Consider the following 13,792-nt stretch of genomic DNA (forward strand, 5'->3'; position numbering starts at 1 on the left):
CCTCAGAGACCCGCGGCAACCGCGAGCCAGTATGTGATTCCTGCCATGATGTAGGCGGCGGCGAAGAGATAGCCAATCATGAAGAGTGGCCATTTCCACCCATTCGTTTCCCGACGGGTGACGGCGATCGTGGAGATGCACTGCGGGGCGAATACAAACCACATCAGGAAAGCGAGCGCGGTCGGCAGCGACCAACGACGGCGCAGATTCTCCACGATCGTGCCCTTGCCCTTGTCCGATTCCGCATCGTCCACGGCATAGACGGTGCCGATCGCCGATACCGCGACTTCACGCGCCGCCATCGCCGGGATCAGCGCCAGCGCGATGTCGCGGTTGAAGCCGATCGGCTTCACGACCACCTCGACCCCGCTCGCGATGCGGCCGGCGATCGAATGATCGACCTGGCTTTGACCTTCGGGTGCGCGGGGGAAACTCAGCAAAGCCCATAGGATAACGGTTGTCAGCGCGATGATCGTGCCGGCACGCTTGAGAAAGATCGCGGCACGGCTCCACAGCCCGAGCAACACGTCACCGGCGCGTGGCCACTGATATTTCGGCATTTCCATCATGAAGCCGGATGACGAGCCCTTCGTAACTGTCCGGCGAAGCAGCAGCGCAGCGCAGAAAGCGCCGACGATACCCATCAAATACAGCCCCAGCAGCACCAGCCCCTGCAACCCCACGAATGGCAGTATCCGGGTGTTAGGAATGAACGCGCCGATGATGATCGTATATACCGGCAACCGTGCCGAGCAGGTCATCAGCGGTGCGATCAGGATCGTGGTCAGCCTGTCCTTTTCGTCATCGATCGTGCGCGTCGCCATGATACCGGGCACCGCGCAGGCGAAGCTGGAAAGCAGCGGGATGAAAGCGCGACCGGATAGCCCGACGCTGGCCATCAGCCGGTCCATCAGGAACGCGGCGCGAACCATGTAGCCGGTCGCCTCCAGCACCAGGATGAACAGGAACAGGATCAGGATTTGTGGAAGGAACACCACAACCGCGCCAACTCCAGCGATCACCCCGTCGGTAATCAGCGAGCGCAGGATGCCGTTTGGCATCAGCGAGGTGACCCAAGCTTCCAGCGCCTTGAACGCATCCTCGATCAGGCTGATCGGCGCTTCAGACCAGCTGAACACCGCCTGGAACATGATGAACAGCAATGTCAGCAGCAAGATCGGCCCCGCGACCGGATGCAATGCAACTGCATCGAGCAGGTGTGTCCAGCGGCGCACCGGCGTCTCGCTGAGCGTTGCTCCGGCCGAGATCGCCCTCGCACGGCGCTGGAGCGCGGCGATATCCTCCTCCACGCGGCCGTCGGAAGGACGCAACACGATGGCTGCACTTTCATCGATCGCCAGCGTCAATTCCCGGCGCAGCGCGTCGAGCCCACGTTTGCGCACCGCCACCGTAGGCACGACGGGAACGCCCAGTTCGCGTGCAAGCACCGCAGGATCGAGTGTGAGCCCGTCGCGCTCTGCAAGATCGATCATGTTAAGCGCCACCACGACCGGCAGGCCGAGTGCGACGAGCTGCAGCGTGAAGCGCAGGTGATTGTCGAGGTTGGCAGCGTCCACCACCACGATCAGTGCGTCAGGCAGCCGCTCGCCGGCTTGCGTTCCGGTCACCACGTCGCGAGTGACGCGCTCGTCCGGCGACGATGGCTCGAGACTGTACGCACCCGGCAGATCGACCAGCTCGATCGGGCGGCCGTCATCGAGCGCGAGCCGCCCGGAATGCCGCTCGACGGTCACGCCGGGGTAGTTGCCCACCTTTTGCCGCGCGCCGGTCAAGGCGTTAAAAAGGGCGCTCTTGCCGGCATTGGGATTGCCGACCAGCGCGACAAGCGGGAGCGTCGTCATTATCCGAGGCTAACGGTGATCGCGGCTGCGACAGAACGGCGCAGCGCCACCGTCATTCGCCCGATGCGGCAGGCGATCGGCCCACGCCCGAGAGTCGCGCGATGGAGCACCTCGACATTGACGCCCTCGTCAAAACCAAGCTCACGCAGCCGCCGCGCTTCTGGTGCCGCCAGCCGATCCCATGCGATCGCAGCGATCGTTCCGCGATGACGCAGCGGCAGCGATTCGAGGCTGGGAACGGACGCGAGCACGGCTACGATCTAACGATGCTGCGAACGATTATCAATTGCCTTTCAGGTCAAGCGACCGGATAGCGAAGTCTGCCGATAAAGCGTGATAGACTGGGCCGATGCCGGGTGCGCCGGATAAAGCCGGACTTCGCCTTTTCGAACCGCATGATCCCCTCGATCCGACGGGCGAGGAAGGCGCGTGTTTCGACCTGGCCTTCACTGTCGTCGTCCAGCAGTACCGTCATCGTTGCGGCATAGACGCCGAGCAGGATCGAGCGCTTGGTATAATGATTGTAATCGGTGGCGCTATCGCCCGCCGCGCGCCAGATCGTATCTGCGGCGCGCCAGCCGAGCCGCGTGCCCAGAACGATGTTTTGAGGCAACGCAAGAATGGCCAAGGCGCGTCGCAGCGATTCGCGATGTGGCGCAATGGCGTCGATCCTTGCGCCGACGAGCGCCGCGATCCGCTCGCGGATTTTCATCGCGCTGCATCGCTCGACCGGAACCTGCGCCAGCATCGTCGCGTCGATGGCGGCGAACCAGGCGTCGATCATCGCTGGCGCGTCGGGCAGTGCTAGCGCCGCGATGTCTCGGTCGACCTCATGCGAATCGGCAGCAAGATCTCGTGCTGCTGCCCCCCAGCCGTCGAACGCGGCATTGGCGGCAATCGGCAGCGCCAGCGCGATACGGATCTCGTCGAGGGTGGCGTCGGTCTGATCGGTCATGCAGCCTTCCTATCACTGCGCGGCGAACGGCGCACCAGTACCAGCGCGACGGCGATCAGCAACGCGCCGACAAGGTCAGGCAAGGCAAGCCGCTCATTATAGACGCTCCAACCGATCGCAGCGGCGACGATTGGCTGGACGAGCAGCGCAAGCCCGATGACCAGCGGGCTGAGCGCACCCAGCGCATAGATCATCAATCCCTGGCCAAGCACCTGGCTGGCGAGCGCCAGCGTGACGAGTGGGGTCCAGCTTCCGGGCATCACTTTCTCGCCCAGGGCGATCGATGCTATCAACAGGGGCGGGATAGCGGCGATCGAGGAAAGCGCCAGCGCCGGGAGCGGCAGCATTGTCACCCGTGCCCGCGCCATCAAAATGAAATAGCCAGCGTAAAGGACGCCCGCGACCACGCATAGCAGATCGCCGAGCAAATTCTGCGGCGACACCTGCGCCGAACGCCCCATCAATACCACCGCGCCGACCAGCGCTATCACCAGTGCGGCGCCCTGTCTGCGGGCTGGCCACGCACGGGCGACGACGAAGCCGTAGATCGGATAGATCAGCGAGGCGCAATTGCCCAACAGGGTGGCATTCGCGAGCTTGGTATGGTGGATACCGAGGTGCCAAGCGCCGAGATCGCCTGCGAATAGCAGCCCGGATCCTCCCAGCACCCACCAAAGCCCCTTCGCCTCCGCGAACGGGCGACTCCCGGTCATCCCTGCGAGCAACAGCAGCAGCGGCGCAGCCAATGCGATACGCCAGAATCCTGCCGCGACCGGACCAACGTCGGTCATCCGGACGAACCACGGCCCGAATGCGAGCGCCACGTTGCCGGCTATGAGGGCAAGGAACGCGAGTGTGGGGTTGCTTGCGCCAAGGATAGCTTTTCTTGGGGTAGTGGCTTGATGCATAGCGCGGTGTAACTGCCTATGTCCGTCCCGTCAGGTAGCAATGAGCAACCGAAAGGGGAAATATGCCCACTTTGTTCGATCCCATCGCACTCGGCGCGATCCACGCGCCCAACCGTATTATCATGGCGCCACTGACCCGTACGCGCGCCACTAGCGATCATGTGCCAACCGAATTGATGATAGAATATTATCGCCAGCGCGCCAGCGCCGGTCTTATCATCAGCGAGGCGACTGGAATTAGCCGGCAGGGTCTTGGCTGGCCGAACGCGCCGGGCCTCTGGACCGAGGAGCAGGTCGAAGCGTGGAAGCCTGTTACGGAAGCAGTACATAGCGCGGGCGGACGGATTATAGCACAGCTGTGGCACATGGGCCGCCTGGCACGGCCAGACGTGACCGGCTTGCAGTCTCTATCTTCCTCCACATTGCGCGCGCCGTACGCCGTGCCGGAGAAAAACCCGTACGACCAGCCGCGTGCGGCGACGCTGGATGACATCCGCCAGACGCTGGACGATTATGCCGCTGCCGCGCGCAATGCCATCTCGGCAGGGTTCGACGGGGTGCAGATCCATGCCGCGAATGGCTATTTCATCGATCAGTTCCTGCGCGACGGCACCAATCTGCGCGAGGACGAATATGGCGGCGCGCCTGAAAACCGCATTCGGCTGTTGCGGGAAGCGGCCGAGCGCGTGGTGGCGGAAATCGGCGCCGGCCGCACTTCTGTCCGCTTGTCGCCCAATGGCGAATCGCAAGGCGCTGACGACAGCGCTCCTGAAAAAGTATTTCTGCCAGCGGTGCGTGCGCTAGATGCGCTTGGAATCGCCTTTCTGGAATTGCGTGAGCAGGCGCCCGACGGCACCTTTGGCAGCACGAATGTACCCAAGCTTAGCCCGAAGATCCGAGAGGCCTTCCGGCAGCCGCTGGTGCTCAATCAGGATTACACCCCTGTTTCAGCGCAGGCCGATCTCGATTCCGGCGTCGCCGATGCGATAAGCTGGGGGCGGCTGTTCATTGCCAATCCTGATCTGGTCGAACGATTCCAGCTTGGCGCACCGCTCAACACCCCGAATCCGAAAACCTTCTATCAGCCGGGGCCGGAGGGTTATGTTGACTACCCGGCACTGGAAGCCTCGGTCGCCTGAACGCCTTCGCGCGTCGCTTCCGTTACGGAAGCGACGCGCGGGCAGCGCACGTACCGGCCCCGCCAGGCTTTGATGCGTCTGCGGGGCCAGGCGGGCACGCCGTTGCGGGCGAACAGCAACAGCGCCAGCACCGAGAGCGCAAGCTGCCAGATCACCGCAACTAACCAGATCATCTTGCCGCAAACGCGATCAGGCGCCCGCGGTCGAAGGTGGCGGCGCCCGCCGCATCGAGTTGAATTTTCCGTCGTGCCTTGGCGTCGTAACGGCGCATTGTTGTGAAAGATGGGCCTGCGGCGAGCCCGACGCCGAGGTCATGCCGAGCGATCGACGCCAGCACAGTTTGACCAGTCGGCGGCGAACGGGATGCCCGCGTATCGATCACTTCTAGCCACGGCCCGCGCTCCACATACGATAACGCGGCGCTGGAGGCTCGATCGCCATGTCAGCTGAATTGTTCGCGCAATTGAAGCATCGCGAGCGCCGCTTGGGCCGCGCCGCCACCCTTGTCGAGCTGGGCCGGATCGGCGCGGCGGATCGCCTGTTCCTCATTCTCGGTCGTCAGGATGCCGTTGCCGATCGGAAGGCCGTCCATCGTCAGCGCCATGATGCCACGCGCGCTCTCGTTCGAGACGATCTCGAAATGGTAGGTTTCGCCACGGATGACCACGCCGAGCGCGACATAGCCGTCATAACGCCCCGACTCGGCCGCCATAGCAATTGCACCGGGCACCTCGAGCGCGCCAGGCACTGTGACGACTTCCGCCTGATGCCCGGCGCTCTCGATCGCTGCGCGCGCGCCGGCAATCAGCATGTCGTTGAGGTGATCGTAGAAGCGGGCTTCGACGATGAGAATGCGCGCCATGTGTGATTTTCCTGTTGCCGTGAGATTCAGGCAGTGCCGGTGCCGGTGCCGGTGATCGAGCGTTCGGCGACGATCGACAGGCCATAGCCCTCCAGCCCGATCAATGCGTGGTGAGAGTTGGTAAGCAGCACCATCTCTTCCACACCAAGCTCCGCAAGGATCTGCGCGCCGACGCCGTAATCGCGCAGTTCGTCAATCTCGGGCTCACCGGCGACCTTGCCATCGGCGCGCGCCCTGATGAAGCGCGTGACCGCGCCCTTCATCGGGCGGTTGATGACAACGATCACCCCCGCGCCCTCTTCCGCGATCATTTCCATCGAGCGCGAAAGCATGTCGGCACGGTCGGATTGCTCGCCGAACATATCGACGAAGAAGCTGGCGGTGTGCATCCGCACCAGCGTGGGCTTGGTCGGGTCAATACGGCCTTTTACCAAGGCGATCGTCTCGTCGCCGGTCGCCTTGTTGAAAAAGGTGAGGCCGCGCCACGTGCCGCCCCAGCGCGATTCGAATGTCATTTCCGCTTGTTTTTCGACCAGATGATCGTAGCGACGGCGGTAGGCGATAAGGTCGCGGATCGTCCCGATCCTGAGGTTGTGGAGTTGCGCAAAAGAGACGAGATCGTCCATTCGAGACATCGTCCCGTCGTCGTTCATGATCTCACAGATCACGCCCGACGGGTTGAGGCCGGCCAGTCGCGAAACATCGACCGCCGCCTCCGTGTGGCCAGCGCGAACCAGCACGCCACCGTCGCGCGCCACTAACGGGAAGACGTGGCCCGGCGTCACGATCTCCTCACGGCTCTTGGACGCGTCGATCGCTACAGCGATCGTGCGCGCGCGATCGGCGGCGGAGATGCCGGTGGTAACACCGTCGCGCGCCTCGATGGAAACGGTGAAGGCGGTTTCGTGCCGCGTGCCGTTATGACGGCTCATCAGATCAAGGCCGAGCTGATCGACGCGAGATTTGGTGAGCGCGAGGCAGATCAGCCCGCGGCCATGCCTGGCCATGAAGTTCACCTTTTCCGGCGTCGCCATCTGCGCCGGAATGACGAGATCGCCCTCATTCTCGCGATCCTCGTCATCGACGAGAATGAACATGCGGCCGTTCTTCGCCTCCTCGATAATCTCCTCGGGGGAGGAGAGGAAGGCGTGGCGCAGGCGCGCGAGTTCAGCCGGCTTTGACACGATAATGCTCCATTCGTTGCATGTAACGGGCGAGGACATCGATCTCGATGTTGACCGCCTGCCCCGGAGTGAGACCGCCCAGCGTCGTCACAGTCTGGGTATGCGGGATGAGGTTGATCGAGAAATGGGTGCTGCCGTCGTCCTGATCCGAGACCGCGTTGACCGTCAGCGACACGCCATCGACCGTGACCGATCCCTTGCTGGCGAGAAACGGCGCAATATCCGAGGTGATGCGGAATCCGATGCGGCGCGAATCGCCTTCCGGGCAGATGCCGATCACCTCCGCAACGCCATCGACATGACCCGTCACGATATGTCCGCCGAGCTCGTCTCCAAGCTTCATTGCGCGCTCGAGATTGAGGCGGCGGCCCGCGCTCCATTGGCCCTGCGCAGTACGGCTGGCGGTCTCGCCCGAAACATCGACCGCGAACCAGCCCGGGCCCTTGTCTATCACCGTCAGGCACACGCCGGAGCAGGAGATGGATGCGCCGAGATCGATTCCGGTCGTGTCATAAGCGGTATCGACGATTACGCGCAGATCGCCGCGCGATTCCACCGCGCTGATGGTGCCGATGTCGGTTACGATCCCGGTGAACATGTGAATTCGTTGTCCTGTTATCGCTGGCGCTCATATGCCTCGAGCCGGTCGCTGCCAAGCATGCGTGCGTCGGTCAGGCGCCAGCGGCCATGCGCGCTGGCGAGATTCTGCAAGCCCAGGTCCCCGATCGCCGGGCGGCCCGCGCCGATCAGGATTGGCGCGCGGTACAAAAGCAAGCGATCGACAAGGTCCGCCCTCAGGAAGGCGGATGCCGCGCCCGCGCCGCCCTCGATCAACAGATGATCGCCGGGGAGCGTGGCGATGTCCGCGGGCTGAGCGATGACAATACAACCGGGCGCGTCGACTATTTGTTTGGAAAGAATCACGCGCCTTGGGGCGCGTTCCTCAAGCCCGGGCAGTCGCACGTTGAGACTGGGCCGATCGGTATCCCATGTTCCGCGCCCGATCAGGATGGCCTCGTGGCGGGCGCGTTCAAGATGCGCGTGGGCGCGCGATTCGGAACCGGTGATCCAGCGGCTTTCTCCATCTGCCAGCGCGATGCACCCGTCGAGCGACGTGGCGAGTTTTAGCGTCACCTGCGGACGCCGCGATGCACGGCGGATAAGAAAGCCGGCCATAGCGTGCCGCGCTTCGTCGGCGCAGATGCCGTTCGTAACGGCGACCCCCGCTGCCGCAAGCCGGGCGAACCCGGCACCATTGGTGCGCGGATCGGGATCACCCATTGCGGAAACCACGCGCGCGATCCCCGCCGCGATCAACAGGTTTGCGCAGGCCGGGCCACGTGATGATTGATGCGCGCAAGGCTCCAGCGTGACATAGGCGGTCGCGCCACGCGCTGCCTCGCCCGCCTCCGCCAGCGCCATTGCTTCGGCGTGCGGACGACCGCCCGGCTGGGTCCAGCCGCGCCCGGCAACTCGGCCGTTCGACACGATGACGCAGCCGACGTTGGGATTCGGCGAGGTGCGTCCATGGACCCGCGCCGACAGTGCGAGTGCGGATGCCATCCAGCGCTGGTCGATAGCGGAGGTCAGAGGCCCCAGCGTTTCATTTTGTCGTCAAGCCGCTGGAACTCGGCTCGCGTCTTGGCTTGCTCTTTCTCGAGCGCGGCCTGTTCCTGATCCTTCTTCGCCTGATCGATCTTTTGTTGAGCCAGAATCTCGGCCTCGCTGCGATCGAGCCGCCACTGCTGCACGTAGATGATGTCTGGCTTGTACACCTTTTCCACATGCGAATCCTTCGCGAACGCGAAGATGAAAAATCCGGTGATCAGTATCGCCAGCAGCAGAAAGCCGAGTTCGTGCGGTTGTCGCTGATGCAGAAACAACCGAAGGTCTCGCAGCGCGCGGAGCGGCGACATACGGGCGAGGAATTGCATCCCGGCAAGATAGGCGCGCGGGGCGGTCGTGGCCAGCCCCACGCGCAATCGACTCAGGAAGCCATCTCGAACCGCACCGTCATCGTGCGCCATGATTCGATCGCCACGCCATCCCGGGTCGCTGGGCGGAAGCGCCAGCGGCGCAGCGCTTGCCGCTCCGTCGCCAGCCAGAACGCCTCGCTCGCGGCGGAAATACGCTCGACCAGCTTCACACGGCCGTCGACACCGACCAGGACGCGCACTTCCACCTTTCCTTCATTGCCGAGCCGACGTTCGCCGGCGGGATACTCGGGCTGAAATTCGCGCGCGAAGCGCGGATCTGCGCTGGCATCGATCATCACCGGCGACTTTGCGGGCGGATCGATGATCTTTTCGATGCCGGTTTCGGTGCCGGCCCCGCTGTTCGCTAGCGGCGGAAAGGGCGGGTAGTAGGGCTCGAGCGTTGTCGTGCGCGCTACCGGATCGCTGCGGTCGATAGGCCGTGGTTGCGATTTCGGTTGATGCACCGTCTTGGTTTCGGGTTGCGGCAATGGTTCGGGTGGAGGCGGCTCGTCAATCGGGATGTTGATCGCGGTGAAGTGCTTTTCGACAGTTTTCTTGAACGCCGGCACTGATATTACCATCCCGGCCATGATCGCTGCATTGAGCCCGATGGCGAAGGCGAGGCTGCCCGGATTGATCCCGCGCGAGCGAACATAACGATCCGCGTACATAGGCCTGCTCCTTTCGACTACTCTCCAGCCCGGTTTGCCCGGTTCGGGGATGATACAACGTATCTAAGTCGATCGAAAGAGACTTTATAACAACACATGCCCCTTGCCCCTGAGATGGCGCGCGTTTCAGGCTACGTTCCAGAGAGACGATAAAGTGTGCGATCGCGACCGATCAGCGGGAGCAGGGCGGCCATGTCTGGGCCGTGGTCGCGGCCGGTCAGCGCGCGGCGGAGTGGCAGAAACAACTGTCTTCCCTTTCGCCCGGTGGTTTCCTTGAGCCGGTTGGTTAGTGAGTGCCAGGGATCTGCATCCCAATCGATCATTGCCGCGACAGCGGCAGCCTCGGCGAGATAGGCGGTGTCCTCGCCCTTCTCTATCGTGGGGATCGGCCCTTCGATTACCTGCCACCATTCGGCCGCCTCCGCGACAGCGGTGAGGTTCGGCCGCACGGCCTGCCATGCGGCTTCGGTCATGCCATCGGGCAATCGATCCGCGACGGTCGCGAACGGAAGCTCATGAATGATGCGCGCATTGAGTTGCGCGAGTTCGCATTCGTCAAAACGCGCCGGCGCACGGCCGAAATGCGAGAAATCGAATCCCGCGATCAGCGTCGCGATGTCCTGGATCGGCTCCACCGGATCGCTGGTTCCCAGTCGCGCCAGAAGCGCACGTATCGCCTGCGGTTCGATGCCCGCCGCGCGGAACTGATCGACGCCGACGCTGCCGAGCCGCTTGGAAAGCTTGCCCTCGCTGCCCGTAAGCAGGGCCTCATGCGCGAACGAGGGCGGGGGGGCGCCGAGCGCGTCGAACATCTGGATTTGCAGCGCGGTGTTGGAGACATGATCCTCGCCGCGTACCACATGGGTAATCCCCATATCGATATCGTCGATTACGGAGGGCAGCATATAGAGCCACGAGCCATTGGCACGGCGCACGACAGGATCGCTCATCGTCGCTGGATCGAAATGCTGCGGGCCACGGATCAGATCGTGCCACTCGATTGGGGCACTATGGTCGAGCCGGAAGCGCCAGTGCGGCTGCACGCCCTCCGCTTCCAGCGTCGCGCGATCTTCCGGCGTCAGGTTCAGCGCGGCCCTGTCATATACGGGGGGAAGGCCGCGGCCGCGCTGGATCTTGCGCTTCAGCTCAAGCTCCTGCGCGCTCTCATAGGCAGGATAGATACGTCCGGCGGCCACCAGCGTATCGAATTGGCGTTGGTAAAGCGCGTAGCGCGCTGACTGTCGCTCTTCCTTTACGGGGGTCAGGCCAAGCCATGCCAGATCGGCGCGGATCGAAGTGATGAAATGCGCTGCGCTGCGCTCTTCGTCCGTATCGTCTATACGGAGCATGAATGTGCCACGGTTCGCCTGGGCGAACAGCCAGTTATGCAGCGCGGTGCGGATGTTGCCGACATGCAACCGCCCGGTGGGCGACGGCGCGAAGCGGGTAATGACGGTCATGCGCGCCCGCTTAGGCGCTTGCTCTTTCCCTCGCCAGCCCCCGGCAGTAAGGCGGCGCGATTCGGCGAAGGGGCGCGACGCATGAAACTGATGACGGGTAATTCGAACTTGCCGCTGGCGCGTGACATCGCCGCCTATCTCGAACTACCGTTGACCGAGGCGCTGGTGCGTCGCTTCGCCGATGACGAGATATTCGTCGAAATCCGCGAGAACGTGCGCGGCGAGGACGTGTTCGTTATCCAGTCGACCAGTTTCCCCGCCAACGACAATCTCATGGAATTGCTGATCTGCATCGATGCGCTGAAACGCGCGTCGGCGAAGCGTATCACAGCCGTAATACCCTATTTCGGCTACGCGCGGCAGGATCGGAAGCCCGGCCCCCGTACGCCAATTTCCGCCAAGCTCGTCGCGAACCTCGTTACGACCGCGGGGGCGGATCGTGTGCTTTCCGCCGATCTGCACGCTGGACAAATTCAGGGCTTTTTCGACATCCCGACAGACAACCTGTTCGCTGCGCCGGTGATGTCGGCGGATATCCATGCACGGTTTGGTGACAAGAACCTGATGGTGGTCTCCCCCGATGTCGGCGGCGTCGTGCGTGCACGCGCGCTTGCGAAGCGGCTCGACAATGCGCCGCTGGCGATCGTCGACAAGCGGCGCGAGCGGGCCGGCGAATCCGAGGTGATGAACATCATCGGCGACGTGGAGGGGCGCTTCTGCATCCTGATCGACGATATCGTCGATTCCGCGGGCACCCTCTGCAATGCGGCTGCCGCGCTGAAGGAGTCCGGGGCAGAGGATGTAGTCGCCTACGTCACGCACGGCGTGCTTTCCGGCGGTGCAGTGGCGCGGGTGGAGGGTTCGGCGTTGCGCGAATTGGTGATTACCGATTCGATCGGCAACCAGGAGGCGATCGCCGGCGCCAACCGCATACGCCATCTGACCATCGCGCCGCTGCTCGCAGAGGCGATCCGCCGTATTGCCGATGAATCGAGCGTATCCAGCCTGTTCGACTGATTCGGGCGCAGAGCGGATCCGCGATGTCGTCTGGCTGACGATAGCGCGATTGCACGCTGGAATGGACGCTGTCCGTCCAAACGATCCGCACGATCGCGCGCCGGGGACAGGAGAGGCGTTACGAACGCGCCTTGTCGGTTTCCTCGCCCATCGGCAGGTTGCCGCGGGAACGCGCCAGCGCCTCTGCGATCAATTCGCGGCTGTTCGCGATGCCATAGAGCCTGATAAAACTCCCCATTCGCGGCCCCTGGCTGGATCCGAGAAGTGTCTCGTATAGCGCCTTGAACCAGTCGCGCAGTTCCGGGAACCCGCCGGTCTTGCCGATTTCGTAAACGTGGTTCTGGATATCCTCGGCGGTTGCATCCGCTGGCAATGCAGCGAGCGCAGCATCAAGCCTTTTGAGGCCGTCCACTTCCGCACCTTCCGGCGCGCGGCGCTTTAGCGTCGGCGCGATGAAATCGCGGTGATAGGCGAGCGCATAGCCGATCAGGCGATCGAGCTCCGGATATTGCGCGGGCGAGGCATCAGGAACATAATTTTCGAGATAGCCCCACACCTGCTCGGGCGATGCCTCCCCCATCACGCCGACAAGGTTGAGCAGCAGCCCGAACGTTACCGGCAACTTGCCTTCCGGCAGCTTGCCGTCGTGAATATGGTGAACAGGATTGCCGAGCCGCTCCTTGATCCCCTGCCCGGCATAATTGGTGCGGAACTGCCAGTATTCGTCCACCGCGCGCGGAATTACGCCCATGTGGAGCTGCTTCGCCTTTTTCGGCTCGCGATAAGCGTAAAAGGCGACGGATTCTTCCGGGCCGTAGGTCAGCCATTGCTCCAGGCTCAGCCCGTTGCCCTTGGACTTGGAAATTTTCTCGCCATTCTCATCGAGAAAAAGCTCATACACCAAGGTTTCCGGTTTCCGCCCACCCAGAATCTGGCAGATGCGTCCGCCGAGCGCGGCGGAATCGATAAGATCCTTGCCGTGCATCTCGTAATCGACGCCCAGCGCCGCCCAGCGCATCCCCCAGTCAGGCTTCCACTGCAGCTTCGCCCCTCCGCCCAGGATCGACTGCTCAATCACTTCGCCCTCATCGGCGAAACGGATCAGGCCGGCTTCCGCGTCGACCACCTCTACCGGCACCTGAAGCACGATGCCCGATTTCGGGCTGATCGGCAGCACCGGCGAATATGTCGCCTGGCGTTCGCCGCGCAGCGTCGGCAGCATCACGGCCATGATTGCGTCGTAATTGCGCAGCACATTACGAAGCTGCTCGTCGAAGCGACCAGCGGTGTAATAATCGGTGGAGGAGGCGAATTCGTAATCGAATCCGTAGCGATCGAGGAACGCGCGCAGCATCGCATTATTGTGATGTGCGAAGCTCTCATGCGTGCCGAATGGGTCGGGCACTTCGGTCAGCGGCTTGCCGAGATGTTCCGCCAACATCGCCTGATTGGGCACATTATCCGGCACCTTGCGCAGGCCATCCATATCGTCGGAGAAGGCGATCAGCCGCGTCCGCTGGTCAGATAGCGCGTGAAAGGCATTGCGCACCATCGTCGTGCGGAGCACCTCATTGAAGGTGCCGATATGCGGCAGACCCGATGGCCCGTATCCGGTTTCGAAGATGATCGCCTCGCCGCCCGGCTTTCCTTCCGGCCAGCGCTTGAGGAGCCGGCGTGCTTCCTCGAACGGCCATGCCTTGGATTCTAGGGCTGCGGTGCGGATATCGTCTGTCATGATGCGGTGCGACGTAGCGAGAC

Annotated in this window: 15 protein-coding genes; 2 read left to right on the plus strand and 13 right to left on the minus strand. The window is 63.1% G+C overall.

Translation table 11 applies throughout. The features are described from left to right. Positions 1 to 2 precede the first annotated feature (2 nt). The 4 genes from feoB to ACM61V_RS03685 are packed head-to-tail and all read right to left on the minus strand — an operon-like array spanning position 3 to position 3,725. Positions 3 to 1,862, minus strand: a complete 1,860-nt coding sequence (gene feoB, locus ACM61V_RS03670) for a ferrous iron transporter B (RefSeq protein ID WP_137786933.1) — start codon at positions 1,860 to 1,862, stop codon at positions 3 to 5. Beyond that, entirely contained in the window at positions 1,862 to 2,113 is a 252-nt protein-coding gene (locus tag ACM61V_RS03675) for a FeoA family protein (RefSeq protein WP_171007587.1), read from the minus strand. The genes feoB and ACM61V_RS03675 overlap by 1 nt, the downstream gene beginning before the upstream one ends. A gap of 47 nt (positions 2,114 to 2,160) precedes the next feature. After that, positions 2,161 to 2,817, minus strand: a complete 657-nt coding sequence (locus ACM61V_RS03680) for a COQ9 family protein (RefSeq protein WP_137786931.1) — start codon at positions 2,815 to 2,817, stop codon at positions 2,161 to 2,163. Beyond that, on the minus strand, positions 2,814 to 3,725 hold the full coding sequence (locus tag ACM61V_RS03685) for a DMT family transporter (RefSeq protein WP_137786930.1): 912 nt from the start codon (positions 3,723 to 3,725) through the stop codon (positions 2,814 to 2,816). Before ACM61V_RS03685 ends, ACM61V_RS03680 begins: the two co-directional genes overlap by 4 nt. Positions 3,726 to 3,787: 62 nt before the next feature. Between ACM61V_RS03685 and ACM61V_RS03690 the strand changes: the two genes are divergently transcribed. Continuing rightward, positions 3,788 to 4,864 carry an alkene reductase gene (locus ACM61V_RS03690; RefSeq protein WP_419713806.1) on the plus strand — a complete coding sequence of 359 codons (1,077 nt, stop codon included), beginning with the start codon at positions 3,788 to 3,790 and terminating at the stop codon, positions 4,862 to 4,864. Here the strand turns inward: ACM61V_RS03690 and ACM61V_RS03695 are convergent. The 8 genes from ACM61V_RS03695 to gltX form a co-directional block, all read right to left on the minus strand. Then, positions 4,834 to 5,037, minus strand: a complete 204-nt coding sequence (locus ACM61V_RS03695) for a hypothetical protein (RefSeq protein ID WP_137786928.1) — start codon at positions 5,035 to 5,037, stop codon at positions 4,834 to 4,836. The two genes, ACM61V_RS03690 and ACM61V_RS03695, sit on opposite strands and share 31 nt — an antisense overlap. A gap of 269 nt (positions 5,038 to 5,306) precedes the next feature. After that, positions 5,307 to 5,726: a 6,7-dimethyl-8-ribityllumazine synthase gene (gene ribH / locus ACM61V_RS03700; RefSeq protein WP_137786927.1), complete on the minus strand. Its 420-nt coding sequence runs from the start codon at positions 5,724 to 5,726 to the stop codon at positions 5,307 to 5,309. Between the two features lie 26 nt (positions 5,727 to 5,752). After that, positions 5,753 to 6,910, minus strand: coding sequence for a 3,4-dihydroxy-2-butanone-4-phosphate synthase (gene ribB, locus ACM61V_RS03705; protein WP_137786926.1), 1,158 nt, complete (start codon positions 6,908 to 6,910; stop codon positions 5,753 to 5,755). Next, positions 6,894 to 7,508 (minus strand): riboflavin synthase, encoded by a 615-nt coding sequence (locus ACM61V_RS03710; RefSeq protein ID WP_137786925.1) that lies wholly within the window; start codon positions 7,506 to 7,508, stop codon positions 6,894 to 6,896. Before ACM61V_RS03710 ends, ribB begins: the two co-directional genes overlap by 17 nt. Before the next feature lie 17 nt (positions 7,509 to 7,525). Further along, the gene (gene ribD / locus ACM61V_RS03715) at positions 7,526 to 8,473 is read right to left on the minus strand and encodes a bifunctional diaminohydroxyphosphoribosylaminopyrimidine deaminase/5-amino-6-(5-phosphoribosylamino)uracil reductase RibD (RefSeq protein WP_137786924.1); all 948 of its coding nucleotides are present in this window, start codon (positions 8,471 to 8,473) and stop codon (positions 7,526 to 7,528) included. Positions 8,474 to 8,496: 23 nt separating this feature from the next. Beyond that, complete coding sequence (locus ACM61V_RS03720; RefSeq protein WP_249341560.1) at positions 8,497 to 8,937, minus strand: hypothetical protein; 441 nt, start codon at positions 8,935 to 8,937, stop codon at positions 8,497 to 8,499. Further along, positions 8,898 to 9,557 (minus strand): energy transducer TonB, encoded by a 660-nt coding sequence (locus ACM61V_RS03725; RefSeq protein ID WP_137786923.1) that lies wholly within the window; start codon positions 9,555 to 9,557, stop codon positions 8,898 to 8,900. The genes ACM61V_RS03720 and ACM61V_RS03725 overlap by 40 nt, the downstream gene beginning before the upstream one ends. A 131-nt stretch (positions 9,558 to 9,688) precedes the next feature. Continuing rightward, on the minus strand, positions 9,689 to 11,017 hold the full coding sequence (gltX, locus tag ACM61V_RS03730) for a glutamate--tRNA ligase (protein WP_419713807.1): 1,329 nt from the start codon (positions 11,015 to 11,017) through the stop codon (positions 9,689 to 9,691). Between the two features lie 81 nt (positions 11,018 to 11,098). On the opposite strand from gltX, the gene ACM61V_RS03735 reads away from it, so the two are divergent. Then, positions 11,099 to 12,034 carry a ribose-phosphate pyrophosphokinase gene (locus ACM61V_RS03735; RefSeq protein ID WP_137786921.1) on the plus strand — a complete coding sequence of 312 codons (936 nt, stop codon included), beginning with the start codon at positions 11,099 to 11,101 and terminating at the stop codon, positions 12,032 to 12,034. A 118-nt stretch (positions 12,035 to 12,152) separates the two neighbouring features. Here the strand turns inward: ACM61V_RS03735 and ACM61V_RS03740 are convergent, their stop codons facing one another. Then, positions 12,153 to 13,769 carry a lysine--tRNA ligase gene (locus ACM61V_RS03740; protein WP_137786920.1) on the minus strand — a complete coding sequence of 539 codons (1,617 nt, stop codon included), beginning with the start codon at positions 13,767 to 13,769 and terminating at the stop codon, positions 12,153 to 12,155. Positions 13,770 to 13,792: the final 23 nt, after the last annotated feature.

The organism is Sphingomonas sp. TX0543, assembly GCF_048565505.1.
In the GTDB taxonomy this organism is placed as follows: Bacteria; Pseudomonadota; Alphaproteobacteria; order Sphingomonadales; family Sphingomonadaceae; genus Sphingomonas.